This window comes from Bernardetia sp. ABR2-2B, assembly GCF_037126435.1.
GTDB lineage: Bacteria > Bacteroidota > Bacteroidia > Cytophagales > Bernardetiaceae > Bernardetia.
On record NZ_CP147020.1, the window covers coordinates 4,359,766 to 4,386,556 of the forward strand.

General features: G+C 32.2%; 22 protein-coding genes and 1 pseudogene. 14 read left to right on the forward strand and 9 right to left on the reverse strand.

Annotated elements, in window-relative coordinates; all coding sequences use genetic code 11:
- Positions 1-6: 6 nt before the first annotated feature.
- Together WAF17_RS18345 and WAF17_RS18350 are read right to left on the reverse strand one after the other, a co-directional pair.
- Positions 7-909, reverse strand: coding sequence for a hypothetical protein (locus WAF17_RS18345; RefSeq protein ID WP_338762801.1), 903 nt, complete (start codon positions 907-909; stop codon positions 7-9).
- A gap of 117 nt (positions 910-1,026) precedes the next feature.
- Positions 1,027-2,124 (reverse strand): hypothetical protein, encoded by a 1,098-nt coding sequence (locus tag WAF17_RS18350; protein WP_338762803.1) that lies wholly within the window; start codon positions 2,122-2,124, stop codon positions 1,027-1,029.
- A gap of 236 nt (positions 2,125-2,360) precedes the next feature.
- On the opposite strand from WAF17_RS18350, the gene WAF17_RS18355 reads away from it, so the two are divergent.
- Positions 2,361-2,927 (forward strand): biopolymer transporter ExbD, encoded by a 567-nt coding sequence (locus WAF17_RS18355; RefSeq protein WP_338762805.1) that lies wholly within the window; start codon positions 2,361-2,363, stop codon positions 2,925-2,927.
- 41 nt (positions 2,928-2,968) lie between these two features.
- Here WAF17_RS18355 and WAF17_RS18360 read toward each other — a convergent pair whose 3' ends face one another.
- Entirely contained in the window at positions 2,969-3,508 is a 540-nt protein-coding gene (locus tag WAF17_RS18360; protein ID WP_338762808.1) for a hypothetical protein, read from the reverse strand.
- Positions 3,509-3,642: 134 nt separating this feature from the next.
- On the opposite strand from WAF17_RS18360, the gene ruvX reads away from it, so the two are divergent.
- Together ruvX and WAF17_RS18370 are read left to right on the forward strand one after the other, a co-directional pair.
- Positions 3,643-4,062 (forward strand): Holliday junction resolvase RuvX, encoded by a 420-nt coding sequence (ruvX, locus tag WAF17_RS18365; RefSeq protein ID WP_338762811.1) that lies wholly within the window; start codon positions 3,643-3,645, stop codon positions 4,060-4,062.
- Between the two features lie 96 nt (positions 4,063-4,158).
- A pseudogene (locus WAF17_RS18370) lies at positions 4,159-4,563 on the forward strand (GxxExxY protein).
- Positions 4,564-4,726: 163 nt separating this feature from the next.
- Here the strand turns inward: WAF17_RS18370 and WAF17_RS18375 are convergent.
- Positions 4,727-6,952, reverse strand: a complete 2,226-nt coding sequence (locus WAF17_RS18375; protein WP_338762813.1) for a S9 family peptidase — start codon at positions 6,950-6,952, stop codon at positions 4,727-4,729.
- 283 nt (positions 6,953-7,235) lie between these two features.
- Here WAF17_RS18375 and WAF17_RS18380 point away from each other — a divergent pair, with 283 nt between their 5' ends.
- Positions 7,236-7,436 carry a KTSC domain-containing protein gene (locus WAF17_RS18380; protein WP_338762815.1) on the forward strand — a complete coding sequence of 67 codons (201 nt, stop codon included), beginning with the start codon at positions 7,236-7,238 and terminating at the stop codon, positions 7,434-7,436.
- A 92-nt stretch (positions 7,437-7,528) separates the two neighbouring features.
- On the opposite strand, the gene gpmI is transcribed toward WAF17_RS18380, so the two are convergent.
- From gpmI to WAF17_RS18395, 3 genes are all read right to left on the reverse strand, one after another.
- Positions 7,529-9,112: a 2,3-bisphosphoglycerate-independent phosphoglycerate mutase gene (gene gpmI / locus WAF17_RS18385; RefSeq protein WP_338762818.1), complete on the reverse strand. Its 1,584-nt coding sequence runs from the start codon at positions 9,110-9,112 to the stop codon at positions 7,529-7,531.
- Positions 9,113-9,178: 66 nt separating this feature from the next.
- Positions 9,179-9,472 (reverse strand): Asp-tRNA(Asn)/Glu-tRNA(Gln) amidotransferase subunit GatC, encoded by a 294-nt coding sequence (gene gatC / locus WAF17_RS18390; protein ID WP_338762820.1) that lies wholly within the window; start codon positions 9,470-9,472, stop codon positions 9,179-9,181.
- A gap of 95 nt (positions 9,473-9,567) precedes the next feature.
- Positions 9,568-11,400 carry a tetratricopeptide repeat-containing sensor histidine kinase gene (locus WAF17_RS18395; RefSeq protein WP_338762823.1) on the reverse strand — a complete coding sequence of 611 codons (1,833 nt, stop codon included), beginning with the start codon at positions 11,398-11,400 and terminating at the stop codon, positions 9,568-9,570.
- A 293-nt stretch (positions 11,401-11,693) separates the two neighbouring features.
- Here WAF17_RS18395 and WAF17_RS18400 point away from each other — a divergent pair, with 293 nt between their 5' ends.
- Positions 11,694-13,784 carry a peptidylprolyl isomerase gene (locus WAF17_RS18400; RefSeq protein ID WP_338762825.1) on the forward strand — a complete coding sequence of 697 codons (2,091 nt, stop codon included), beginning with the start codon at positions 11,694-11,696 and terminating at the stop codon, positions 13,782-13,784.
- Between the two features lie 235 nt (positions 13,785-14,019).
- Here WAF17_RS18400 and WAF17_RS18405 read toward each other — a convergent pair whose 3' ends face one another.
- Positions 14,020-15,258, reverse strand: coding sequence for a Glu/Leu/Phe/Val dehydrogenase dimerization domain-containing protein (locus WAF17_RS18405; RefSeq protein WP_338762828.1), 1,239 nt, complete (start codon positions 15,256-15,258; stop codon positions 14,020-14,022).
- Positions 15,259-15,543: 285 nt separating this feature from the next.
- Here WAF17_RS18405 and sufC point away from each other — a divergent pair, with 285 nt between their 5' ends.
- Together sufC and sufD are read left to right on the forward strand one after the other, a co-directional pair.
- Positions 15,544-16,320 carry a Fe-S cluster assembly ATPase SufC gene (sufC, locus tag WAF17_RS18410; RefSeq protein WP_338762831.1) on the forward strand — a complete coding sequence of 259 codons (777 nt, stop codon included), beginning with the start codon at positions 15,544-15,546 and terminating at the stop codon, positions 16,318-16,320.
- A 125-nt stretch (positions 16,321-16,445) separates the two neighbouring features.
- Positions 16,446-17,780, forward strand: coding sequence for a Fe-S cluster assembly protein SufD (gene sufD, locus WAF17_RS18415; protein ID WP_338762834.1), 1,335 nt, complete (start codon positions 16,446-16,448; stop codon positions 17,778-17,780).
- Between the two features lie 124 nt (positions 17,781-17,904).
- On the opposite strand, the gene WAF17_RS18420 is transcribed toward sufD, so the two are convergent.
- The gene (locus tag WAF17_RS18420; protein ID WP_338762837.1) at positions 17,905-19,329 is read right to left on the reverse strand and encodes a metallophosphoesterase; all 1,425 of its coding nucleotides are present in this window, start codon (positions 19,327-19,329) and stop codon (positions 17,905-17,907) included.
- A gap of 207 nt (positions 19,330-19,536) precedes the next feature.
- On the opposite strand from WAF17_RS18420, the gene WAF17_RS18425 reads away from it, so the two are divergent.
- From WAF17_RS18425 to WAF17_RS18455, 7 genes are all read left to right on the forward strand, one after another.
- Positions 19,537-20,166: a DUF177 domain-containing protein gene (locus WAF17_RS18425; protein WP_338762840.1), complete on the forward strand. Its 630-nt coding sequence runs from the start codon at positions 19,537-19,539 to the stop codon at positions 20,164-20,166.
- 197 nt (positions 20,167-20,363) lie between these two features.
- The gene (gene rpmF / locus WAF17_RS18430) at positions 20,364-20,576 is read left to right on the forward strand and encodes a 50S ribosomal protein L32 (RefSeq protein ID WP_338762843.1); all 213 of its coding nucleotides are present in this window, start codon (positions 20,364-20,366) and stop codon (positions 20,574-20,576) included.
- Between the two features lie 238 nt (positions 20,577-20,814).
- Positions 20,815-23,052 (forward strand): 7TM diverse intracellular signaling domain-containing protein, encoded by a 2,238-nt coding sequence (locus tag WAF17_RS18435; protein WP_338762846.1) that lies wholly within the window; start codon positions 20,815-20,817, stop codon positions 23,050-23,052.
- A gap of 97 nt (positions 23,053-23,149) precedes the next feature.
- On the forward strand, positions 23,150-24,052 hold the full coding sequence (locus tag WAF17_RS18440) for a histone deacetylase (protein WP_338762849.1): 903 nt from the start codon (positions 23,150-23,152) through the stop codon (positions 24,050-24,052).
- 236 nt (positions 24,053-24,288) lie between these two features.
- The gene (locus tag WAF17_RS18445) at positions 24,289-24,981 is read left to right on the forward strand and encodes a hypothetical protein (protein ID WP_338762852.1); all 693 of its coding nucleotides are present in this window, start codon (positions 24,289-24,291) and stop codon (positions 24,979-24,981) included.
- A gap of 141 nt (positions 24,982-25,122) precedes the next feature.
- Positions 25,123-25,815, forward strand: a complete 693-nt coding sequence (locus tag WAF17_RS18450; RefSeq protein WP_338762855.1) for a CoA transferase subunit A — start codon at positions 25,123-25,125, stop codon at positions 25,813-25,815.
- 95 nt (positions 25,816-25,910) lie between these two features.
- On the forward strand, positions 25,911-26,564 hold the full coding sequence (locus WAF17_RS18455) for a 3-oxoacid CoA-transferase subunit B (protein ID WP_338762858.1): 654 nt from the start codon (positions 25,911-25,913) through the stop codon (positions 26,562-26,564).
- Positions 26,565-26,791: the final 227 nt, after the last annotated feature.

Genomic DNA, 26,791 nt, shown 5'->3' on the forward strand with positions numbered 1-26,791 from the left:
ATTTTTTTAAGGCAAAAGCAAATTCGGATTTTCATCTTCTTCATCCAAGGAAGCATACAAATAACTGTAATCTCTCATTCCTCTCAGTGCAAATTTTACTTTTGTCAAATCAATTCTGACGGTATTTGACCAATCATAAAGGGTCTCTATCAAAGTTTCAAACTTTAAATAGTTCAGATTCATAGAGAAAAATAGTGTTCCTCCTTTATACGAAATGCGTAGTTTGTAATTACTTCCTTCTTTCGGAATCAGTTCAATCTCTTCTACTTTATATTTTGCTAGAGTTACTTTTTGTTCTTTGTAAGGCATAAATACAATGATTTGGTCTTTTTCTATGCTTATAACAGGATTACTTTTATCAATCCCAAAAGTAGTATCTTCTAAAATTCTTTTTGACCAACCTGCAATTATTGCTATAAATAATAGAATACCAATGGGAATGGATAGAAAAAACCAATTACTAGAAATTATATTGTATAGAAAAGCAAAAAACCACACTAAAGAAAGTAATAATGAACCTAAAATAAATCTTTTTAAAGTAAATCCTTTATTAACGTTTTTCTCTCTTTTATATTCCTCCATATCCAAACTAGAAAGCACCCAAGGCAATGTTTTAAGCTGTGTATCAAATTGCTTCCAATCTGAAATGCTGTGTAAATAGGCTTTAAAATACTGTCTCTTCGATTTTAAATTAAGCGTTTTTTTTACTGGAAAAATGGATAAAGTTCGATTCTGATTGCAATGTTTTTCGTTTAGATATTCCCAAGAGCTTTTCAAAAAAGCTGATTTACATTCCTTACAAAAAACAATCTCATCTCCTTCTACAATCAAATCGCCTGTAATTGGGTCTTGTCGCTTTTCATTCAAAAAATCAGAATGAGAAGTAGAATTTATTTTGTGAGTGTTCAATATGAAATAATGTTTGCTTGAGAAATTAAGAAGAAAGATAATAACTGTTATGATAAGTAAATTATAAGTCAAGCTAAACAACTCGTAATTTTTAATCCGTAATCCGTAATTGAACTTTTAATAAATCAAAATCATTGACCAATATTTTTCTTTTCTTGCTGCACCAATTCGTTTTACTCGTGCATCCATCAAGCGTTTACATTGTGGAGGTGTGAGTTTCCAACCACGAAAAGCCTGTTCTATTTCTGTAAAACTATATGACATATTTTCATAAGCTCTTTCGGTTTCTATTCCTACTTCCGAAAGACGCTGAACGGTACTTTTTTTTCCAATATCAGTTGTCATTCCATCTGTTTTCCAAAGGTTTACAACGAGTTCTTTTGTTGCATAGGCTACTGTATCGCTCCAAGCTACTTCATCAACAGGCGCAAAATAACTTCCTCCACAATGACAGCCGTTTGTTCTTAATTCGTTTGTAAGTTCCAAAAAACGCTGTGCAAAAACTCCATCTACTTTTTGTTCTTCTTCTATTCGTTCGTCTATTTTTGGTTCTTCTATCGTTTCTGGTAGTTCAGGAATCGGATTATTAGTAACTCCTTCTTGCTTTTGAAAGTCTGTAATATTGGCAATCATATCTTGCTGCGAACCCAAATCTTGACTGTCAAATGTTTTCATCTGTACATCAAGGCAGTTAAAATGATTTGTCTTTAGTTCTGCCCCAACTCCCTCAATAAAATCAGCTACTTTAATGTGATTTGGGATTCTAGGAAAATGAACTTCACACGTAAAAACATCATTATCATGTGTAATAAGTTGTACTGGTCTTTTTGCATTGAGAAGTGGAATTTCTACTTTTCCATTACGAGCAATATTTTTTATTTCTATCATTTTAAAAATCTCTGATGAGTTTTTATCATTTTTCAAAAACCAAGCTAAATCTTCTCCCGGTCCGTAGTAGGTTGCAGTTCCTTGTTCATAATGCGAGACATAACGAAAATGAAAAATTGTTCGGTCTTTTGTATAATCAATTTTATCTAAAATATAGTTGTTTTGCCATTTTTTGTAAATAGGCTTATAATCTACAAAAGTCTTTTCTGAAACAGAAGTAGCGTTATTGGGTTGGTTGAGGTCTTGAGCTACCGAATTTTTTGTGATAAATACAGTAATGAAGAATAATGTAAATAAAGATAAAATATAATTGAAATAAGGTTGCATAATTTTTTAGTTCTTTTGATATAGAATAGGTAGAATTTTTTGGTGTAGTAAAAATACAGATTACAATCTATAAACGCAGTTTTTTAGCATTACGTTGCTTATTGTCTTTAAGATATTGAAATTTGAAATGTTACTAATTGGATAAAAAGGGATTCAAAAATAAAGCGAGTTTTTCATATATGCTTGAAACTTGCCAATTATAAATCAATTTTTCAAAAAATTAAACTTTCAATTTTATGAATCTCAAAAGACAAAAAGCGACTGTAAATGCGAGTTCGATGGCAGATATTGCCTTTCTATTACTTATCTTTTTTTTGGTCAGTACACGAATCGCAACGGAAAAAGGATTTGCGATGTCTTTACCACCAAAACAGGAACAGAAAACTCAGCCAACACCAGCATTAGATAGAGATGTTTTGCGAATTGCTATTAATTCTGAAAATAAGATTTTGATTGAATCAGATAAAAATGGAACAGTTTCAGAAATCAAAAACCTTGTCAAAACACATTTGATGAATTATGGAAAAGATGAAAATTATTCTCAACATCCAAAAAAGGCAGTTGTTGTTTTGAGTAGTCAACGCCAAACAGATTATAACTTTTATATTGATGTTTTGGATGAGATAAAGGCAGGATATAATGAGTCAAAGGCAGATTTTTTGAGCAAAAAAATGGGTGCAAAATATACTTCTATTGAAGTCATAGATTTTGCCTTACAAAAGACACAAGAAGAAAAAGAGCTTTATCAGCTTCTACAAAAAGAGTTTCCAGTCAATATTTTGGAACAGAATAATCAATTGTAATTCAAACCCTAAGGGTCTCCAAGACCCTTAGGATTTATTAGTTAGTCATTATCTTCTTCGGTAGTTGTTTCTGCCTCAAACTCTATTTCTTTTAAAAGGTAAGAAGTTTTGCCATTCATTTTTATGAAATCCATTTCTTCTTTATATTTTTTGCCATTACGGGTTACGTCAAAAGTCATTTTTACTGCTTTGCTTCCATCTTCTAATGTTTCTATTTGAGAAGTTTGCATAGCATATTTTTCTACTGCTCCTTTTGTTGCTTCTTCATTTTTCAAAAGTGCAACCCAAGTTTCGTCCGAGTAATCGGTATAATTTTCTTTATCTACTAACTCAGAAGTATTTTCATACAAACCATTTTTCAAAAATTCATACATAGCAATAGCTTGATTAGTTGCTTCTTGTTTTTCGGCATACTCTAAGTTTTCTTGCTCTGTGTTTGCTTCTGCATTTACAGTTTGCTGAACTTCTGTGTTCGTCTCTGTACTATCTGTGTTGGTAGGTGTTCCACACGCATAAAATGCAAATAAAACTCCTGCAATAAGAAATTTTGAAGAGAATTGAGTTATTAGTTTTTGAGTCATTTTTTTGAAATTTTGAGTATAAGTTTAGTTTTGAAAATGAAATTTAAGTATAAAATTAGAGTTTCTATCAAAAATAGGTTTGTTTTATCGTATTTTTGAGTAAAAATCAAATTATTAATACTAAGAAATTAACTATGGGAAGATTATTAGCCATCGATTACGGACAAAAAAGAGTAGGACTTGCTGTTACTGATTCTGAAAAAATAATTGCAACAGCTTTAGAAACGGTTGCTGAAAAGGAGGTCTTAGAGTACATCAAAAATTATGTTGAAACCGAACCTGTGGAAGTTTTTGTATTAGGAATGCCTAAAAAGTTAGATAATTCGCCTTCTAGTAATGCAGCAGCCGTAGTCAAGTTTCAGAAAAAACTAGAAACTCTTTTTCCAGATATTCCAATTGCTTTAGAAGATGAGCGTTTTACGTCTTCACTTGCCTTAGATGCCATGATTAGTGGAGGAATGAGTAAGAAAAATCGTAGAAATAAATCAAATGTAGATAAAATAAGTGCTGTTTTGATTTTGCAGACGTATATGGAAAGAACAAGTAATCAGTAAATACAATGATTTTAACACTAAGCTACTAAGAACACTAAGTTTCACAAGGTATTTTTTAATAAATCAATGCTTAATTTAAAGGTCATAAAAAATAATATGCTTACAAAAAAAACAGTAAATGATATTGCTTACAAAATCGTAGGCTGTGCAATGGAAGTACATAAACAGTTAGGTGCAGGACTGTTAGAATCTGTTTACCAATCTTGTATGGTTGAGGAATGCAAATTACAAGGTTTGAAGGTAGAGACAGAAGTAAGAGTACCAATTTATTATAAGGGTATATTACTCAAAGAAACATTACGACTTGACCTCTTGATAGAAAATACTGTAGTCGTTGAGCTAAAAGCAGTAGAAAAACTTATACCTCTTCATTAGGCTCAACTTCTTACTTATCTTAAATTGTCTCAAAAACCAAAAGGACTTTTGATAAACTTTAATACAGAGCTTATCAAAAATCAACTTTTGCCTTTGGTAACTGATGTTTTTGCAAACCTTCCATAAGTAGTATTTATTTTCTTGCGTAGCTGTTTTCTCTTGATTCTTTATTTTCAAACTGTATTTAGTTAAAAATCCTATCAATTAGAGTAATCTAAAAGATAGGGTTTTATTGCTTGTGTAGCTGTTTATTTTCTTAGTGCCTTAGTGTTAAATTGTATTTTCAATCTTACAAATTATCTTCTACAAATTTTGTCATCATATTATATAAGTGGATTCTGGTCATTCCACCATAAATTCCATGATTTCTATCTGGATAATAAAACATTTCGAACGGACGATTTGCATTTACAAGTGCGTTTTGAAGTGCAATAGAATTTTGAACATGTACATTATCATCGCCAGTTCCGTGAACCAAAAGAAATTCTCCTTTTAGTTTTGCAGCATGTGTAATTGGCGAGAAATCATCGTATCCCTTTGCATTGTCTTGTGGACGTTGTAAAAAACGTTCTGTATAAATGGTGTCATAATATCTCCACGAAGTAACAGGCGCAACAGCAATTCCAGCTTTGAAATAATCTGCACCAAGCATCATCAAAAGCGAAGACATATAACCACCATAACTCCAACCCCAAATACCAATTCTTTCTTTATCAACAAAAGGTAAACTACCAACGAATTTTGCACCATCTATTTGGTCTTCTACTTCTAGCTTTCCTAAATTTTTGTAAGTTGCTTTTTTAAATGCTTCGCCACGCCCTTGCGTACCACGATTATCTACCGTAACTACGATATAGCCTTTTTGAGTAAGCATTCCATGCCAAAGGTCGTTTGTTCCACCTGCCCAAGAATCAGTTACAAGCTGCGAACCAGGTCCTCCATAAACATGCATCAAAACAGGGTATTTTTTGTTCTCATCAAAATCAACTGGCTTAAAGATTTGATAATTAAGTATTTCTCCATTTCTATTTTTGAATGTAGAAAGTTCCTTTTGAGGTAAGTCATTTTCCTTGAATGTATTGATAAGTCCATCGTTATCTTGAATTTTACTTAAAAGTAAATTTCCTTTCGTTTGGTACAAACGATAATTAACAGGCATTTCTGTACTTTCGTGGGTAAGGATATAAAAAGCAAAATCTTTACTCATATCAACAGAATTTGTTCCGTGTCTGTCTGTAAGTTTACGAGCTTTTTTGCCCTTCAAATCAACCATATACAAATGACGCTCAAGAGGAGAATCTTGTGTAGAAATATAATAGAGCATCGGTACTTTCAAACCTTCCTCTTCTACTCCCAAAAGCTCAATGACTTCCCAATCTCCATTTGTGATTTGGCGAACCTGCTTTCCGTCCATTGTATAAAGGTACAAATGCTTGTAACCCGTACGTTCACTAGAGACAATAAAATGCTTTCCATCTTGAAGATAAATCAAGTCTTGTGTATAATCAAAATCCACATATCCATCTTTGTCTTCATCAGAATAAACTATTTTTGTTTTATCTTTTTTGATATTGGCGTGGATAAGGTCAATTTTGTTTTGCAGACGGTTCATTCTACGAATAGCCAAAATATCAGAATCATTTGTAAACTGCAAACGAGGAACGTAAATATCTTTTTCTTCTCCTAAATCAATTTCCTTTTGTTTTTTAGATTCCAAGTTATAAACAAACACTTTGACAGTAGAATTATCAGCACCTGCTTTTGGATATTTGAATTTATAATCAATTGGATAAAGTTGAGATTTATCAGCCCAATACTGCATATTGTACTCCATTACTCTACTCTCATCAAACTGAATAAAAGCTAAGTTTTTGCCGTCTGGTGACCAGTCAAAAGCTTTTGTAAGACTAAACTCTTCTTCATAAACCCAATCTCCAGCACCATTTATGATTTTATTGAAAAGTCCATTGCCTGTAATTTGGGTTTCGTTCATGTCAGATAATGTAACATAAAAAAGGTTGTTGTCTCTAAAGAAAGCCACCTTTGAGCCATCTGGAGAGAAAGTAGCATAGGCAGAACGACCTTTCTCTGAAAGTTTTTTGACTGACTTATCACTTGTATCTACCACGTAATATTCAGCTACATACGAACGGCGATAAATAGCTTGACGATTTGTTTGAACCAAGATTTTGTCTTCTTTATCTGAAAAAGAGTATTCTGCAATACTGATTTTTGGGTCAGAAGCATCTCCATCAAAAATAGTTTCGACGGCTTTATTGGTTTTGATGTCATAACGAACAATAGCATTGCCGTCCATACGAGTATAAAACTGACCATTGTTTGTCCAATCAACACCTTGTAGATTTTTGGCATAAAGTGTTCCGTTTGAATAAATATCGGTAACACTAATTTTTGTTTTTTTATCTTCTTGTGCTATTGCCTCCGAAGAGAAATAAACACTAGAAAGAGCAAAAACTCCTAGAAAAAGGGATAAAAAATAATTTTTCTTTAACATAGTAGAATTTATAATTGATTTTGAATATAAACTATCAAGTTCGCAAATTTTGATTAATTATTCAAAATATGTGATTAATTGTATTGAAAAAGGCTTCATCTGTTCTTAAAAAGACAAGGAAATATTCGCTGAAATTTTATTCATTTTTTCTTAAAAAAAGATAGGAAAGTGGAACGATTTCTCAGAAAAAATAGTTATATTAATGTACTGTTTATGAACAGTTTAACTTAGCCATTAAAAAGAAGAAATAATTACTTTATCCTTTACACAAAATCACACTACCATGAGACACTTCCCATTTTCTTATCAAATGATTCGCTCTGCTGCTTATAATTTAGCAGAAAAAACACTTGACATTGAGTTCAAAGACGGCTCTTCAAAACGTCTGCGTGATATTACACCACAAATTTATGCACATTTGATGAATCGTTCACTTTGTGATAAATTACTTTCAAAGTTTAGTCAAGAATTAGCCATAAAATAAAAATATCTGATTTTGATTGATGATTTCATAAGACAAAAAGCCTTATTTCTAAGCTAGAAATAAGGCTTTTTATATGAAAAATGTCTTCTTTTTTAAGATAAAACACGTTCTACGCTATTGCTTACAATAACTTCTCCAGTCATTTCTTTTGGAATTTCTACTTGCATCAAATTCAAAATAGTAGGTGCAATGTCTCCTAATTTTCCGTTTTTAAGAGAGTAATTATTGTTAACTGAATCCCCAATAGAGTTAGGAGAGAGCAAAAACATCGGAACTTCATTTGTTGTATGTGCTGTATTTGGTGTTCCATCTTCATTTTTCATTTTGTCGGCATTTCCGTGGTCTGCAATAATGATAACTTGATAGTCATTTTTTAAAGCTGCTTCCGAAACTTCTTTTGCACAAGAATCTACTGTTTCACAAGCTTTTACAGCAGCTTTGAAAACTCCTGTATGTCCGACCATATCAGGATTGGCAAAATTCAGACACACAAAATCAGGTTTGTTTTCATTCAAATCATCTATGACTTTATCTTTCAGCTCAAAAGCACTCATTTCGGGCTGTAAATCATAGGTCGCTACTTTTGGAGAAGCACACATGATTCTGTTTTCGCCGTCAAACTGCTTTTCTCTTCCTCCAGAAAAAAAGAAAGTAACATGAGGATATTTTTCAGTTTCTGCTGCACGAAGTTGGGTTTTGTTATTATTTTCCAAAACTTCCCCTAGGGTGTTATTCAGATTTATATCATCAAAAATGACTTTTACATTTTTAAAATCTTTATTGTAATTAGTCATGGTAACGTAATACAAATCTAATCTTTTCATTCCTTGCTCCTCAAAATCTTGCTGACTCAGAGCCTGTGTTATTTCTCTACATCTATCTGTACGAAAATTAAAAGCAATAACGACATCATCTTTTTCTATTTTAGCTAAAGGCTTATTATTTTCATCTGTCTTGATAATTGGTTTCAAAAACTCATCTGTAACTCCCTCTTTATACGATTCTTGCAATGCTGAAATCATATCTTTTACTTTTTTGCCTTCTCCTTTTACCATCGCATCATAGGAAAGTTTCACTCTTTCCCAACGATTATCTCTATCCATTGCATAATAACGACCAATTAGAGAAGCTATTTTTGCATTTGTTTTCTTCAAATGACTTTCCAAATCTTTTAGAAAGTCTTTTCCTGAATTTGGGTCTGTATCTCTTCCATCTGTAAAGCCATGAATAAAAATATCTTTCAGCCCTGCTTCTGTTGCTAAAGAAGTTAAGGCTTTTAAGTGTGAAGTATGCGAATGAACACCACCATCAGAAATCAAACCTATAAAATGAAGTTTTACGCCTTGTTCTTTTGCATAATGAAAGGCTTTTTGTAAGATTTGATTTTTACCTAATTCATTATCTTTGATGGTAGAATTTATACGAGCCAAGTTTTGATAAACTACCCTTCCTGCGCCAATATTCATATGTCCGACTTCTGAATTTCCCATCTGTCCGTTTGGAAGTCCTACAAACTCGCCATCAGTTCGAAGTCTTGAGTTTGGGTAATTAGAATACAGACTATCTACAAAGGGTGTTTTGGCTGCGTCAATGGCTGATACTTTTTTGTTTTGAGCAATTCCCCAACCGTCCAAAATCATTAAAAGGACTTTTTTGTTAGTTTTTGTAGTGTTCATGTGTTTATATAAAGGTTATCATGCCTATTTCTTTATTGTAAAATAAAATAGAAAAAGTAAGCTTTTTTATTCTATAACTTTTGGTGTTCTGAAATAATCAGAATCTTTCTTTGGCGCATTTTTGAGAGCTTTTTCGTGTGAAAGAACATTCGAAATTTCGTCGTTTCTCATTACATTTACTTCCTCCGAAATATGAGTAAGTGGTAATGTAGTTGAAGTATCAATTTCGTTTAGCTGTTCTACCCAGCCCAAAATTTCGTTCAAATCATCTGCCATTGCTGTTTTGTCTTCTTCCGAAAATTCCAAACGAGAAAGGTGTGAAATATCTTCAATAAGTTTTTTATCTACGTTTACTTTCATTTTTTGTCGTGATTATATTTAGTGATGAATAAAGTGCCTTGATTAGATCTCAAAATTACGAATTAAAGTTTTAAGTCGCTACATCTAGGTCATTATTATTCATTTACTTCATAAAGCTGCTGGGCAAGAGGCAAATCAAATATGAAGCTTGTTCCCTTACCTTCTTCACTCTCTACACTTATTTTTCCTCCATTAGCTTCTACAAAATCTCTACATAAAAGCAATCCTAATCCTGTTCCTGCTTCATTGTTTGTTCCTTGAGTAGTAAAATGCTCATCTTTTTTGAAAAGTTTGTTTAGGTTTTCTTTGCTCATTCCAATTCCTGTATCAGTTACAGAAATAATTACAGAATCATTTTTTACGACTGAAGAAATACTAACTTTTCCTTCATTGGGTGTAAATTTGAGTGCGTTACCTACTAAATTTCTCAAAATAACATCAATTTGATTTGGGTCTGCCACTACTCTTGTTTTTTCACCTACTTGATTTATAATTTCTATTTCTTTGCTTTGTGCTAGAGATTTGAAGAATTTTTGTTGATTTTGGGCAATCTGATTCAAATCAATGTTTTTAGGTGTTGGTTTTAGTCCTTGCATTTGTGCTTTAGACCACTCCAAAACATTATTCAAGGTTTCTAAGTGGTGGTCGACAGAAATCTTGACTTCTGCTGCAAGTGTAGTAACTTCTTCTAGGCTCAAAGCTCCGTATTTAATGAGTGTCAGATAACCATTTACAGATGTAAAAGGCGTACGAAGGTCGTGCGAAATAATAGAAAATAACTTGTCCTTTACTCCATTACTTGCCTTTAGTTTGTCTCGCTGATTTTCTACAAGTGCTTTTTGAGTTTCTAATTCTTCTTGCTGTTCTTCTAATAAAATAGCTTGTTCTTGTAACTGATTACGCTGCTCTGCTAAACGTTTATTTTGTTCTCGTTTTCGAATATAAAAATAAAATAAAAGACCACTAATGACCAAAATAAAAAATGCAATTAAAATAGCTGTTCTTGTAATTGCTTTTTGCTCTTGAATACGGTTTTCATTTTCGGCACGTTCGACGTTTGCCTTTTCCTTTAGCAGTTGAAGAGCAAGTTCTTGTTTTGTATATTTTTCTGTTAGGTTTCCTAAACTATCCTGCTGACTCTCAACAATTTCTGTTTTTTGTTGTAATTCTAATCCTTGATTTATTAACTCTAAATCTAGTTTTTGTTTTTGAAGAGCTAATACTTCAGCTTTCAGTTTTTCTCTATCTAAGTCTGTTTCTACTTTTTCTATTTTTCGTTTTTGTAAAAGCTCATTAAAGCTCTTGTAAAGATTAAAATAATACGTTTTTTGCTCATCATTACCAGCTTTTTCATAGGTTTCTGCAAGCATTCCATAACAGCTTCTCATTTGTGCAACATCATTCATCTCTTGCGCTAAGGCTAAAGCTTCTTTTAAGAACTTAGCAGACTCATCATATCGTTTGAGATTATTTAGGACAACAGAAATATTGACAAGTGAAGAAATAATAGTTACATTTTCTGATTTTTTGCGCCTTCCTTCTAATGTTTTTTGGAAAAAATGAAGTGAAGAATCATACATCGCTAAATCTGCATAAATCATAGCTAGATTGCTATAAATTCCATACATTCCACTCTCATTGTTTACTTTTTCATTAAATTGTAAGGAATGTTGAAAAAAATTGATGGCAGGACGCAATTCTTTGGCTTCCCATTTTATGAGTGCTGCTTTATTAAGATAATCACTCGCTCCTCTATAATCTCCTTCGTTTTCTCTTTCTTTAGACATAGAAAGATACTTCTCTACACTTACTTTCTTTCCATCTCGTGTATATTCATCTTGTGCGAAAGAATTAGTAGAAATGAAAAATAAGAATTGAAATACGAAAATAAAAGAGAAGAAAAGTGAAAGAGGTAAATAATTTCTCATTTAAATAGAAGGGAGTAATTGAAAGAGTATAAAAATCTGATTATAAGAGGAATAACTATCTACTAAAAATAGTGTTTTATAACAAAGATACAAAATTGCTTGGGTTTATCTTTTTAGAAAATGACTATTAATGAAATCTAAACCTATAAATCTCGGATACTGGAAATGTTTACAATCTGATTTGGATTTTGAATGTTTCTAAAAACAAAGTTTACAAATGAATAAATAATTGGTAAATTAGGCAAAGAAATTTTTTCGCTATTTTGATTCTTCTATTTCCTATTTCTAATCTTATGAAATTTTCGTATTCTGCTATTCTTTCAAGTCTGTTTTTTATTTTTTTATTTCTAGAAGTTTCTTGTACGCCTGATAAAATGTCAGAGCCTCCAAAGGATTTGGAAAAGTTTATAAAGCGTAATGTTTTCCATTCTGATGAAAAACTTCAAGAAATTTATGATGCAGCCAACCGAAGAGATGCCAAAACGGTAGCTACATTTTTATCAGATTCACAAGAAAAATACAGAAAACATGCAGCTCTTACTTTTGCTTCACTTCAAGATAGTAGCTTTTTGCAACCTTTGTTAGAATTATTGAACGACAAGCAGCCTTCTGTCAGATTAGCTGCTGCAACAGCAATTGGTCAGTTTTGGGCTACAAGTAGTGAAGAGTTATTGATAAAAAAAGTAACTCAAATGCAAGAAAAAGGAAATTATGATGCCAACGTTCAACAACGACTTTTAGAAGCCATTGGAAAAAGTGCTACTAAAAAAGGATTACAATTTCTGGCACTAAAAAATTATGAAAACGATACTTTGAGAGTAGGACAAACAATAGGAATTTATCGTGCTGCTACCAAACCAAAAATAGATGAGCGAGTAGTTTCGGATTCTGCTACTCTTTTAATGCTTGATTTTCTGACTCCTCCAAAACAAAACTATACTGTTCGTTTGATGGCATCGGCTTATTTTGCTCGTCTTGCTGATAAAGTGATTCCTAAAACCGAAGCTGATTCTATTCAAGGAAAAAAACAAAGTGATTTCTATGAAACGCTGAAAAACAAGGCTGATAAGGACTCACAGTTATTTGTGCGTTCGAATGCTGCACAGGCTTTGGGAGCAATACAGACAAAAGAAAATGAAGACTTTTTGATTAAGATTTTGGATAAAACAGATGAAAATTATTTAGTCAAAATTTCAGTTATTCGTTCGCTTGGAAAGTTTGATGCTTCTCCAAAAATCAAAAAAGTAATTGGAAATTATATTAATTCCAAAAATCCAAACCTTCAAGTTGTAGCTTCCCAAACACTCAAAAATCTAGCTCGTTTGACAGATTCTAAACTATACTTAGAATGGGTAGAAAAAACGACTAATTACAGAACTCGTGCAAATCTTTTAGCAGGTATTATCAAAACAGAGCGAAAAGAAAATATAGCTTCTCAAAAAACTATTTCTTTGCTAGATTCATCTAAAAATATATATGAAAAAATGGCTTTATTGAAGTCTCTCTCTGAAAGTCCACAAAACATAGACTTAATTTTAGATACATTAGAAACTACTGAAAGTCATCTTTTGCGAACAGCAGCAACAGAGGCTCTCTTAAATAGTGCAACTATTTTTTTAGCACAAAATCCGAAGCCAAAATTTAATAAAGAGGAAAAGAAGTTATTCAAAAATATAACTGAAGGTTTTGAGTTTGCCATTAGTTCAGGTGATGTGGGTACAATTGCCTTAGCTGCAAGTGGACTTATGAACGAGAATTTGAAAGAGAATATATATAAATATAAAATAAAAGAAATAGTAAATCTACTGACAGAAGCAAGAGAAAAATTAGTTTTGCCAAAGGAAATAGAAACCTATCAAGAGGTCAGCAAGACAATAGAGTTTTATACAGGTAAAGCCACTCAAAGCCCACCACTTCCACCTACAAAAGAAATTGATTGGAAGCTTATCAATACACTAGATGCACGAAATTCTGTTACTTTAAAGACAAATAAAGGAGAAGTAATAGTTTCACTTTTTACAGAAGAAGCTCCTGCAACAGTAGTAAGTTTTGTAACTTTAGCAGGAACAGGTTTTTTTAATAAAAAGAAGTTTCATAGGGTTGTTCCAAATTTTGTAGTGCAGGGAGGCGACCCACGAGGCGACGGCTGGGGAAGTGTAGATTATACAATTCGTTCTGAGTTTTCTACTTTTTATTATGATGATGAGGGATATTTAGGAATGGCATCAGCAGGAAAAGACACAGAAAGTTGTCAATTTTTTATTACGCATTCGCCTACACCACATTTAGACGGACGTTATACCATTTTTGGAAAAGTAATAAATGGAATGGATGTAGTACACAAATTAGAAGTAGGAGATTATATCGAAATAGTCAGCTTTTAAAGAAAAAAATAAAATAAAAAAAGCAAAGAAGTAGTAAAAGTTATTAGCAAGTGATTTTTATGATTACTATGATAATTACAGGATAATACAATAAAAATAAATATTAAAAGATATTGTTATTTAGCCTCACTGAATTTCAGTTGTATTTATCTTAAAAATCATATAAATCACTCGCTAATCAGTTAATCCAGCCTTTGTTGGTGTTTTAGCGCATCGACACCAACAAATACAGGTTTTAAACTAATTGCTCTAACGCAATTTCGAAAGAAGTTTCTACCAAGCCTGTCTTTTTCTGATTTCTTGTATGCGTTTTTTGAAGAGCATTTTTTATGATTGTTGAAGTATCTTCAAAAATTCCTTCGTCAGACATATCTACATCATCATCACTCATTAGGTAAGCAAAAACACGAGCCATTCCACAGTTAGCAATAAAATCTGGAATGATAGCTACATTTTTATCAGCATATTCTAATGTTTTTCCTAAGAAAATTTCTTTATCTGCAAAAGGAACATTTGCACCACAAGAAACTACTTCTAAGCCACCTTTTATCATTCTTTCGATTTGAGATTGCTGAACTAATCTTGAAGCTGCAGCAGGAATAAATATTTCTACACCAAAATCCCAAATTTTTTGTTCTGCTTCTTCAAAAGAAAGCATATTTGTAGCATTTAATTGATTTCCATTCTTATCCAAAAATAACTGTACAATCTCTTCGAAAGAAAAACCGTCTTCTTTCAGAAGTGCGCCTTCTTTATCCAAAATACCAACTACTTTTACTCCTTTTTGAGCCAAATAAAAAGCTGCTGCACTCGCTACATTTCCCCAACCTTGAATAATTGCTCGTTTTCCTTTATAATCTTCTTCTCCTTTTCCCCAAATATCATAAAAATGGAAAACACCACATGCTACGCCATAGCCTGTTACCATATCAGCAACTGTATATTTTCTTTTTAGAGAAGGCGTATATTTTTCATCTTCCAAAACTTTGATTACGCCATAACGAAGCTGTCCGATACGATTAATTTTTTGTGGCTCTGTTGGTTGAAAGTGTCCTGTAAAAACACCTTCTTGTGGATGCCAAATCCCACAATCTTCTGTAATCGGAATTACTTCGTGGATTTCATCAACATTCATATCGCCACCCGTTCCGTAATAGTTTTTCAAAAGAGGAGCTACAGCTTTGTACCAACGATTCAAAACTTCTTCTTTGCGTGGGTCTTTTGGATCAAAATTGATTCCTGATTTTGCACCTCCAATGGCAGGACCCGAAACGCTAAATTTGATTTCCATTGTTTTGGCAAGTGATTCTACTTCACGTTTGTCTAAGCCAACACGCATACGTGTTCCTCCACCTGCTGCACCTCCACGAAGTGAATTGATGACTACCCAACCGACAGCTTCAGTGTGTTGGTCGTGCCATTCAAAAACTATTTCTGGATGTTTATTCTCAAATTTTTCTAGTAATTCTCTCATAAAATTTGTGTGTGTTATTAAATTGAAAAAAGGTCTTTTTATAAATTGATTTTCAAAAATACGAATTTTAGTTAGAACCCTAATACGAAAGAAAAGAGGAAATTATATTTTACAAAATTTAGTAGCAACTTATTCTCTAACATAAAATGTCTTTTACATAAAAAAAATCATAAAAATTGCATTTCCTTTAATAGTTTACGAACTTTGCACCCAAATTATAGTTAGTTTACATTTAGTCTAAATAATTTATAATCTGACCTTTTTATAAAAAGAAAACATTCAAAAATGCTCAATATAAAAAACTTACAAGCTAGTATCGACACAGATGCAGGCGAAAAACAAATTTTGAAAGGACTTAATCTTGAAGTAAAAGCTGGAGAAGTTCATGCTATTATGGGACCCAATGGTTCTGGTAAAAGTACCTTAGCATCTGTTTTGGCAGGAAGAGAAGAATATGAAGTAACTGAAGGAAACGTAGAGTTTGAAGGAAAAGACCTTTTAGACCTTGCGCCAGAAGAACGTGCAGGAGAAGGAATATTTTTAGCTTTTCAATATCCTATCGAAATTCCAGGAGTAAGTAATGCTACTTTTATGAAAACGGCTGTAAACGAAATCCGTAAATATAGAGGAGAAGAAGAGCTTGACGCAGTTTCGTTTTTGAAGTTGATGAAAGCAAAAGCTGCCGAAATGGAAATGGATTCTTCACTTCTTACAAGAGCTTTGAATGAAGGTTTCTCGGGTGGAGAGAAAAAGAGAAATGAAATTTTTCAGATGGCAATGTTAGAACCAAAATTAGCTATTTTGGATGAAACAGATTCAGGATTAGATATCGATGCACTCAAAATTGTCTCTAATGGCGTTAATCATTTCAAAAATAAAGACAATGCAGTTATTGTAGTTACTCACTATCAAAGATTATTAGATTATATTGTTCCCGATTTTGTTCACGTTTTATATAATGGACGTATCGTAAAATCAGGTACGAAAGAACTTGCTTTAGAATTGGAGGCAAAAGGTTATGATTGGATAAAAGAAGAAGTAAATTCAGTTACCAGTAAATAGTAAGCAATTACCAGTAATGAATTTGTACCTCGTTTGACGGCGAAGCCTCAACGACGGTTTAATAATAATTTGCCGTTGTTGGTGTTTTAGCCTAGCGAGACCAACAACAAAAAATACCACCATTTATGACAACTACCTTAGACGATATAAAATCTACTTTTTTAGCTCCTTTTGAAGAATTAGCTGAAAAAGTAAGCGAGATTACAGGAACAGACAAAATTTCTGTTGCCAAAAAAACAGCCTTAGAAGCTATTGAAAGAAATTCTTTTCCTACAATAAAAGATGAAGAATGGAAGTTCACGGAAATTAAATCTATTCTTTCCAATAAATTTGACTTACAAAGTAAAGGAGATTCATTAGATTCTGATATGAATTTGAATGAATTTGATTACTTTTTGAATAAAAACAAAGAATTAAACTCTCATATTCTTGTTTTCATCAATGGTCATTTTTCAGAGAAACACTCTTCTATAAAGACTTCTGAGCAAGAAACAGGAAATAAAATCATTATCAAAACGCTTTCAGAACTAGAAAGCAGCAATCCAGTTTTTGATAAATTTGAAAGTGATTCGGTTAGTATTTTTTCTGATGTGAATGAAGCCTTTGCTACTGATGGTTATGTAATCGAACTGGCTGATAATCAAGAAATGGAACTTCCTGTTTTTGTTTATTTTGTAAATGATGCAAGTCAGAAAAATACGCTTTCGCAGGTCAGAAATTATATTTCGGTTGGGGAAAATAGCCGTTGTACAGTTGTAGAAAACTATATTACAAAAGGTGAAAACCCAAACTTGACAAATATTGTAACTTCTGTGAATATTGAGAAATACGGAAATGTAAAGCATTTGAAGATACAAGTTGATGCAAAAAGTCAGTTTCAAGTAGGAAGTACACACGCTCATCAAGCTGATAACAGTAGTTTTACGAATACGACAATTTCTCTTGCAGGAAAACTAATCCGTAATGATTTGAGAATTGTTTCTGGGGAGCATTGTGAAAGTTACATGAACGGACTTTATTTACTGAATGACAAAACGCACGTTGATAATCATACCGTAATTGACCATCAACGACCAAATTCGTACAGTAACGAAACCTATAAAGGAGTTTTAGATGAAAAATCAAGAGCTGTATTTAATGGAAAAATATTTGTTCGTCAAGCTGCACAAAAGACAAATGCCTTTCAATCAAATAAAAATGTTTTGCTCTCTGATGATGCTATCTTAAATACAAAACCTCAATTAGAGATTTGGGCAGATGACGTAAAGTGTTCGCACGGTGCAACAACTGGAAAACTAGATGAAGAGGCTCTATTTTATTTACAAGCAAGAGGAATTCCGAAACAAAAAGCAAAAGCATTATTATTACAAGCCTTTGCAGAGGAAGTTTTGGATAGTATCGAAATTGATGTGTTGAGAGAATTTTTGGTTGGTGAAATTGAAAATCGTTTGAGTATTTAAAATATAAATGATTTTAAAACCTCGTTGAAGGCTTCATTTGAGTATCAATGACGGTTAGTTTTAATGAAAAAACCTAAGAATTTTAAATAGATTCTTAGGTTTTTTTAGTTGTAAAAAATTTCCTCTAACTATTTACACTAGAGCGAAGATAAGCATGACGAATGGCAACTTCTTTTTCAATTACGTTACAAAAACTGGAAAAAGGTTCGTGTTCATTGTCTATGAGCTTAGAAACTGTATTGAAAAACTCTGAATGCTCTTCATTTTCATATTTTGCTTCTGCTACCGAAACTTCATATTTGCCTTCATTATACATTCGAAGTGATAAACAATCTAAATTATCATCTATCAAAACAACAGCACCACCGTGAAAGGCTTGTTGCTCAACTGTATCTACAACCCAGCCACCATCATTATATACTTTTACAGCTTGTGGAAAACCACTAAAATTCATCATTTTTTCAAAAGGCTTATGAGTATGTCCAAAAATAAAACTCAAATGAGAAGGTATTTGTCTCATTTCAGCTCTCATTTGTGATAAAACAGGTTTTTCAATGAAATCTGTCAATCCTGTTTTTGTCTTTTCATCTAATACTTTATGAGGAACACCACGTTCAGAATTTGCAATTTTCTCGAAAATTTCTCCCAAAGCCCATTTCAAAACTCCCTCTGTTGCTATTTCTTTAATTTTATTATCTTTTTGCCAACGCTCTGCAATGCTTTCAGCCAAATTATCAGTTAATTTTCTTACTTCCTTTGGGTCTTGCATTTTGTTATAAATAACTTCAATATCTTTCCCAACTTCCCCAGAACGCCCCATCGTCGACCAGAAAAAGTCTATCCAAGCAAAGTTTTCGGCTTCAATATCCCATATATCTTGAGGGCGCAAACGGTCAGGGAAAATCATCGTTTTCAAATCACTCATTAGTGTATAAAGTGATTCTATATAATGCCCGTGTGAAAAAATTACGCCTTTACTCTTGCTTTCATTCGTTACGATATAATTCGGATAAATCGTCGAAACACAAACACAGGCTTCTTTCAAATGAGGTTGCCTTTGCATAATTCCATTCATAAAATAATCAGGAATAGGATTTGGGTTATACATTTTGGTAGTATGCCAAGGAATAGGCAAATTACTATTTGGAGGAATTTTTTCGATATAATTTATGTATTGCGTTTCTCTGGCTTTTTCCCACAAATGATGGTCATGGTTTCCAGGTAAAAAATGTAATTCTGTATCAAAAACCCATTCTTCTTTACTTTTATCGGCTGGGAAAATCAGTTTGATAAACTGCTCAAAAGCCATAGCTGTTTCATTGGTGTTGGAAAGAGCGAGTTCCATAATATCGCCATTTAGAATAAGTTTTGGCTTTTTTGTTCCCTTTGGGTTGGTTTCAGCAATTATCTTATCCATACATTGTACCCATTCTGCAAGGGTTGGACTGGGTTTTTGTGGGTCTATTCGAAAGCTATTTGGATTGACATAGGTCATCAAGCTAGAAGCTGCGCCTAAGTGTAAATCAGAAACACAAACATAATTTATCATTGTGAGAAGTAGTTAAGTAATGAAATACTAAATTTATTTTATTGTAAAATCCAAAAATAAAATGAGTTTTGCAAAATTTTGCTTCATGTGTTCTTCATGTATTTGATTACATTTTTTTTTAATAAAAAGTCATCTTTTGGGTAAAAAAAGAGTTTTTTTTGATAGAAAATAGTATCTTTGTTGTCTTAATCAAAAAGTTAAAATCAAGTGAAAGATTTACGTACTTTTGAAATTGATATTATTGCGCTCAAATTTGGCTCACATTCATTTACTTTTGACTTAGACAATCATTTTTTTTCTTATTTTAAGGAATATCAAAATGGGTTTGTTGAGAAAGGAAATTGCAAGGCAGAAGTCATCTTAGAAAAAAATGAGCAACTTATTCGTGCTACTTTTATTATTGATGGAACTGTAGAACTGGTCTGTGACCGTTCTTTAGATGAATTTGATTATGAAGTAGATGTCAATGATACAATTCTCTACAAATATAGTGAGGAAGAAAAAGAACTTACTGAAGAGATTGTTTTGATAACTCGTAGAACGCCAAGCATTAATGTAGGCGAACTTTTACACGAGTTTTTGATGCTGGATATTCCAATGAAAAAGTTGCATCCTCGTTTTTTAGAAGATGATTCAGACCAATATAGAGAAAGCGAAGATTCTGATAACTTAGATGATAATTCATCTGAATCAAAAAAAATCAATTTCATTTATTCCTCTGAAAAAAATAAAGAAGATAAAAAGGGCAGTAAAAATAATACTACACCTTCTTCTGAAGAGGACAAAATAGACCCACGTTGGAATATTTTGAAAAAATTTAAAAATAACCAAAACTAGAAGCTCTAGAAGTTAAAGCTAGATTTATTTTTTTCAAGATACAGAAACAGGTCTCTAAAAATACTATTGTTACACCTTAAAAGAAAGAATTAAAAAATATATTGATTGTTTTTTGAAAAATAGGCAGATAAATTCTGTTTTTAGACAAAAAATAGTCATCTTTGCAGTCTTTCTTTCAAAAAATTAGTAAAATTCTTATGGCACATCCTAAAAGTCGAATTTCCAAAACACGCCGTGATAAGCGTCGTACACACCACAAATGTGAGTCTAAAGCGATTTCTATCTGTCCAAATACAGGTGAAGCGCATTTACAACACCGTGCTTATTATCACGAAGGCAATCTTTATCTTAAAGGTAAAATGATTGCAGAATTTGCAAAAGAAGTAGTAGTAGATGAAGACGAAGACTAAGCTCTAGTTTTTATTTTACCTTGTCTTTTTGTCAAGAAAATACCTTATTTTTTATTGAAACAAAATCATAAAAAGTAAGGTTTTTTGTTGTGTTTAGGCTTCTTATTTATCGAAAAAAAACCTTTCTTTTGTTAAGAAAAGAAAAAAAATAGCACAGGTGTGTTTTGAAATAAGCATTTTTTTTTACAAATTGTAAGTGTTAATTCCCCTTTAGCATTCCCTTTGTATAATTATTTTTATGTCAAGAAAAACTCCCTTTGTCTTTTCTGTATGTCTCTTACTCTTTTTTGTAAGCCTGAAAATTGATGCTCAAACTGTATTAGATGTAGCCGAAACAACTACTTTAGATTTAAGCAAAAATAGATTATTTTACGAAGATAAAACAGGAAAGCTCACTTTTGAAGAAATACAAAATTCAAAATTTGATAAAGAATTTCGAACTTCTGATAAAGACATTCTAAACTATGGCTTTACAACTTCGACGATTTGGCTAAAAGTAAAATTAAAGAATTCTAACCTACAACAAGATGAGTATTTAGCCTTAGTAAATTCTCCTATGCTAGATGAAGTTGATTTTTATTTTCAAAAATCAAATCAAAATGAGTATTCAGTATATAAAACTGGAGATAGACAGCCTTTTATAGAGCGATTAATTAATAATAGAAATTTTTTATATCCACTTAATTTTAGTGATACCACTATACGCACTTTATATCTAAGAGTTGCTAACAAAACGCCTTTACAAGTTCCTTTTGAGATTATTACAAAATCAGATTATCAAGTAAAAGCCAATAAAGATGAACTAGGTTACGGTCTTTTTTATGGTATATTGTGTATTATGATAGCCTATAATTTCTTTGTTTTCTTATCTCTAAAAGACTTAAATTATCTCTATTATATCATTACCATTTTTGGCTCTCTTACTGTATTTTTTTCTTTATCAGGGCATCAAGGTCAATATTTATTTCCCCAAAATCCATTATTTGCGAATCAATTTGTACCATTTGGTTCAAGTCTTATAATGATAGGTTTGTCGCTTTTTACTATTTATTTTAATGATGTCCGAAAGTATAGTTTAGTATTTTATCGTTTACTTTTATCTTTTACTCTTGCGGGTTGTTTTGTTCTAATATTTATTTTTCTAAAATCCTATTGGTATGGAAAGATTGGTTTTTTTACAAATATTGTAGGTTTATTTGAGCTAATTATTGTTTTATTGGCAAGTATTTATTGTTTTAAGAGAGGTCAAAAATCAGCTCGTTTTTTTATCTTAGCGTTTTCTCTTTATGTGTGTGGGCTTGTAACCTTAATCTTCAAAAACTTAGGTATTCTTCCAGTTAATTTCTTGACAGCCAATGCTGGTGAAATAGGAGCTAGTTTAGAGGTATTATTCCTTTCTTTTGCTCTAAGTGATAGATATAATTTGTACAGAAAACAAAAAGAAGCTACTCAAAAAGAACTAATAACCGTAGAAAAAGAAGCAAAAGAAACCTTAGAACTAAAAGTGCAGAAAAGAACTTCGCAGCTACAAAAAGTAAATAAAGAACTTACAACTCTAAATGAGGAAACGCATCAACAGAGCGAAGAAATTATGGCGCAAAGAGATGCTCTCTCAAAGACTATGTCTGACTTGGAGGAAACAGTTAAGGAGTTGAACAAACAAAAAACGGATATTATTTCAAGTATTAATTATGCCAAAACGATTCAGACAGCGATGCTTCCTTTAGAAGAGTGCATTGCTCATTCTTTAGATAATTTTTTTATTTTCAATAAACCTCGTGATATTGTAAGTGGCGATTTTTATTTCTTTGAGGATAAAGGAACACATATTATTTTTGCTGTTTTAGATTGTACAGGACATGGTGTTCCGGGGGCATTTATGTCAATGATTGGACACGAGATTCTTAGTGATGCAATTAATGTAAAAAAGATTTATTCTCCAGATTTGATTTTAGAAGAGTTGCATAAAGGAATTCGAAATACATTACAACAAGAACAAACTGCAAATCGTGATGGAATGGATGCTGTTATTGTTTCTATCAAAAAAAATGATATAGAAAGTACAGATTCAAAATTTGAATACTTGGAATATGCTGGTGCAATGAATCCTTTCTATTATATACAAAAGCATTTAGATAAAAATAAAGACCAAACTCCTATCTGTCAATCTATAAAAGCCACAAAAAGAGCATTAGGAGGAAAACAAAAAGAGAACGAAATAAGAAAGTTTGAAAAACATAGAGTCGAATTAGAAGGCTATCAAACTAAATTTTGGCTTTGTACAGATGGTTTTCAAGACCAGTTTGGAGGAGAAAAGAATAGAAAATTTATGGTAAAAAGTTTTAGAGAACTATTATTTTCTATGCACAACAAAGATACTAAGGAACAACATAAAATGGTAAGAACAACATTTCGAAACTGGAAAGGGTTCAATAACCAAGTGGATGATGTACTCGTAATTGGTGTAGAAATTTAACAAAAGAAACCTTATTTTTTATTGAAACAAAATCATAAAAAGTAAGGTTTTTTGTTGTGTTTAGGTTTCTTATTTCTTTCTCTATTTATCAAAAAAAATGCTTAAAATTGCTTTTTCTCCTATCTATGCACATCCTTTGCCTGAAAAACATCGTTTTCCAATGTTAAAATATGAGTTGTTGCCAGAGCAATTAATCTATGAAGGAACAGCAACAAAAGAAAATTTCTTTGAACCAGTACCTATTTCAGAGGAGAAAATTTTGAGAGCGCATACCCTAGAGTATTGGAACAAACTCAAAACACTTTCACTTACGAAAAAAGAAGAGCGAAAAACAGGTTTTCCACTTTCAGCAAAACTCATAGAAAGAGAAATTACGATTGCAGGAGGAACAATCCAAAACACAGAATTTGCATTAAAATATGGTGTAAGTTTGAATATTGCAGGAGGAACACACCACGCTTTTACAGAACATGGAGAAGGTTTTTGTCTTTTAAATGATATTGCTTTAGGAGCATATCATTTGATTGATGAATATAATTTTGATAAAATATTAGTAGTAGATTTAGACGTTCATCAAGGAAATGGAACAGCAGAAATATTTTCAACTGAAAAGCGAGTTTTTACATTCAGTATGCACGGAGAAAAAAATTATCCTTATAAAAAAGAAAATTCAGATTTAGATATTGAGCTAAAAGATGGAACAGACGACAAGGCGTATTTAAAAGTCTTAAAGGAAACCTTACCTAAACTTATTCAAGAACAAGAACCTCAATTTATATTTTTCCAATCTGGTGTAGATGTACTTGAAACTGATAAATTAGGACGTTTGGGAGTGAGTTTGCAGGGATGTAGAGAGCGAGATTTATTTGTTTTTAGGGAATGTAAAAAAAACAATATTCCCGTTTCTGTCAGTATGGGAGGGGGATATTCGCCCAAAATTGCTGATATTGTAGAAGCACATGCCAACACATATCGTTTGGCGCACGAAATCTATTTTTAAGAAAATAAATATTCTACTCTTTTGCGACAAAAGAATTTGTAGCAACGTATTGATGAGAGCTTGTTTAAGAATATAGATTTTTCCTTAGAATTGGGTTTGCAAACCCAATTCTAAGGAAAAGTAACCATGCCATTGTTGGTGTTTTAGCGAAGCGACACCAACAAATACACGCACAAACCTTATTCTTAAACAACTTCATAGACAAAAATAATTCTCAATCTTAACTTTTAATTTTTATGAATCGTTTTATCATCTTACTGACAGCTATTTCTTTATTATTGATTTCGGCTACATTTCCTTCAAATTCTAATCTAGCTACTACATCTATTTCAGAAAATAGTAGTATTACATCTTCAAAGAACAATTCTGAAAACAAATCAGAGAAAAAAGGAAAGAAAGCTCAAAAGAAACAAATTAAAAAAAAGAAGAGAAATAAGTTTAAGCCTTTTCAAGCTCTTCGTCAAATAAGACAGCTCAAAAAAGCAATCAAGCAGAGCAAAAAAAACTACAAAGAAAATTATCCTAAAGTAGCCAAAAGTAAAAAAGATGGTGATGATTGTGATGTTCCTGCTAATAAATTAGATTGGAGAGTTGCTTTAGCTCTTGGGTGTGTAATTGCTATGATTGCACTTCCTATACTTGCAGGTTTAGCAGGAATTTATATTGGAGCTTCCTCTGCAGGTGTTGGAGCAGTAAACGTTCTTGCTCCAATTGCTGGTTTTTTATCTCCCATACTGGGATTAGTCGGCTTTTTTGTAGGATTAAGACAACTGAAAAAATACAGTTATAAAAACGATTGCGAGAATTATGCAGCTAATCGTAAAAATAGAACCGTTGCCTTGATTGCTACTATTATAGGTGGGATTGTTCCCCTTGTTTTTCTTCTTTTCATCATATTACTCATCTTATCACTTTCAGTTGCTTTCTAAAAAAAATGTAATACAAAAAATCTTGCAAGAAAGTATTTTGTATTTTGAAAACTGCTCTTATTTTTCAAACTTTGGATAAAATATAATCTTTTCATTCAGATTATAAAAAGTTAGAAACAAACACGTAAAAAAACACTAAAAATGAATAAAGTCTATCCCAACGCAGAGACTGCCCTTGAAGGCATAGAAGACAACATGACACTTATGTTAGGTGGTTTTGGTCTTTGTGGAATCCCTGAAAATTCTATTACTGCCCTTGTAAAAAGTGGTGTAAAAGGTCTTACTTGTATTTCTAATAATGCAGGTGTAGATGATTTTGGAATCGGTTTGATGCTTCAAAAACGCCAAGTAAAGAAAATGATTTCTTCGTATGTAGGAGAAAATGCTGAATTTGAAAGACAACTTCTATCAGGCGAATTGGAAGTTGATTTAATCCCACAAGGAACTTTAGCAGAAAGATGCCGAGCAGGTGGCGCAGGAATCCCTGCATTTTTTACACCAGCAGGGTTTGGAACAGAAGTAGCCGAAGGAAAAGAAACAAGAGAATACAATGGCAAGATGTACGTTTTGGAAGAAGCACTACACGCAGACTTTGCTTTCGTAAAAGCGTGGAAAGGCGACAAACAAGGAAACCTAATTTTCAAAGGAACGGCAAGAAATTTCAATCCAATGATGGCAATGGCTGGAAAAATTACGGTTGTAGAAGTAGAAGAATTGGTAGAAAATGGAGAGTTAGACCCTAATTTTATCCATATTCCAGGGATTTTTGTACAACGCATTTTTGAAGGAAAGGATTATGAAAAGCGTATTGAAAAACGTACAGTAAATAATTAGCCGACAACTTCCAAGCTGTCGTAATAAAATTACTATAAAATATTAAAACAACTCTGACACTTGGAAAGTGTCAGCTACATATACACAAAAAAATTATGTTAGATAAATTTGGAATCGCAAAACGCATTGCACAAGAGTTGCAAGACGGTTTTTATGTCAATTTAGGAATTGGAATCCCTACTTTAGTTTCTAATTACGTACCAGAAGAAATAGATGTAGTTCTTCAATCCGAAAATGGACTTTTAGGAATGGGACCTTACCCAACCGAAGAAAATGTTGATGCAGACCTTATCAATGCAGGAAAAGAGACAGTTACAACACTTGCAGGTTCTTCAATTTTTGATTCTTCTATGAGCTTTGCCATGATTCGTGGTGGACATGTGGACTTGACGGTTTTGGGAGCAATGGAAGTTTCTGAAAATGGAGATATTGCCAACTGGAAAATTCCTAAAGTAATGGTAAAAGGAATGGGTGGTGCAATGGATTTGGTAGCTTCTGCTCAAAATATCATTGTTGCGATGATGCACACCAACAAAAAAGGACAGTCAAAACTATTGAAACGATGCGCTTTACCAATCACAGGGTTAGGTTGTGTAAAGAAAATTGTTACTAATTTAGCTGTGATTGATGTTACAGAGGATGGTTTTGTTTTGCGTGAACGTGTGCCAAATGTGAGCGTAGAGGAAATTAAAAATGCCACAGAAGGAAAATTGATTATTCCTGATAATGTGCCTGAAATGAAGATATAGATTATTTTTTTTACATTTTTTGCAGTATAAAGTTATACAGGGTGTGTTCATAAAACATTTTTAATCAAAAAAATAATTGTATTTTTTAGACTTTGACAGTCCTTTCATAAGGTTGTCAATAGTTTAAAAAATGAATAAAGGTGCTTATCAACTATTGTCAAAGTCATTTCGGATTACCGAAAAACTATTGTCAAAGTTTTATGAACATGCTCTGTAAAGTTATACTG

Coding starts and splice junctions, on each gene's coding strand:
- WAF17_RS18350 (WP_338762803.1), bottom strand. CDS start 2,124: ATGCAACCTTATTTCAATTATATTTTATCTTTATTTACATTATTCTTC.
- WAF17_RS18355 (WP_338762805.1), top strand. CDS start 2,361: ATGAATCTCAAAAGACAAAAAGCGACTGTAAATGCGAGTTCGATGGCA.
- WAF17_RS18360 (WP_338762808.1), bottom strand. CDS start 3,508: ATGACTCAAAAACTAATAACTCAATTCTCTTCAAAATTTCTTATTGCA.
- ruvX (WP_338762811.1), top strand. CDS start 3,643: ATGGGAAGATTATTAGCCATCGATTACGGACAAAAAAGAGTAGGACTT.
- WAF17_RS18375 (WP_338762813.1), bottom strand. CDS start 6,952: ATGTTAAAGAAAAATTATTTTTTATCCCTTTTTCTAGGAGTTTTTGCT.
- WAF17_RS18380 (WP_338762815.1), top strand. CDS start 7,236: ATGAGACACTTCCCATTTTCTTATCAAATGATTCGCTCTGCTGCTTAT.
- gpmI (WP_338762818.1), bottom strand. CDS start 9,112: ATGAACACTACAAAAACTAACAAAAAAGTCCTTTTAATGATTTTGGAC.
- gatC (WP_338762820.1), bottom strand. CDS start 9,472: ATGAAAGTAAACGTAGATAAAAAACTTATTGAAGATATTTCACACCTT.
- WAF17_RS18395 (WP_338762823.1), bottom strand. CDS start 11,400: ATGAGAAATTATTTACCTCTTTCACTTTTCTTCTCTTTTATTTTCGTA.
- WAF17_RS18400 (WP_338762825.1), top strand. CDS start 11,694: ATGAAATTTTCGTATTCTGCTATTCTTTCAAGTCTGTTTTTTATTTTT.
- WAF17_RS18405 (WP_338762828.1), bottom strand. CDS start 15,258: ATGAGAGAATTACTAGAAAAATTTGAGAATAAACATCCAGAAATAGTT.
- sufC (WP_338762831.1), top strand. CDS start 15,544: ATGCTCAATATAAAAAACTTACAAGCTAGTATCGACACAGATGCAGGC.
- sufD (WP_338762834.1), top strand. CDS start 16,446: ATGACAACTACCTTAGACGATATAAAATCTACTTTTTTAGCTCCTTTT.
- WAF17_RS18420 (WP_338762837.1), bottom strand. CDS start 19,329: ATGATAAATTATGTTTGTGTTTCTGATTTACACTTAGGCGCAGCTTCT.
- rpmF (WP_338762843.1), top strand. CDS start 20,364: ATGGCACATCCTAAAAGTCGAATTTCCAAAACACGCCGTGATAAGCGT.
- WAF17_RS18435 (WP_338762846.1), top strand. CDS start 20,815: ATGTCAAGAAAAACTCCCTTTGTCTTTTCTGTATGTCTCTTACTCTTT.
- WAF17_RS18440 (WP_338762849.1), top strand. CDS start 23,150: ATGCTTAAAATTGCTTTTTCTCCTATCTATGCACATCCTTTGCCTGAA.
- WAF17_RS18445 (WP_338762852.1), top strand. CDS start 24,289: ATGAATCGTTTTATCATCTTACTGACAGCTATTTCTTTATTATTGATT.
- WAF17_RS18450 (WP_338762855.1), top strand. CDS start 25,123: ATGAATAAAGTCTATCCCAACGCAGAGACTGCCCTTGAAGGCATAGAA.
- WAF17_RS18455 (WP_338762858.1), top strand. CDS start 25,911: ATGTTAGATAAATTTGGAATCGCAAAACGCATTGCACAAGAGTTGCAA.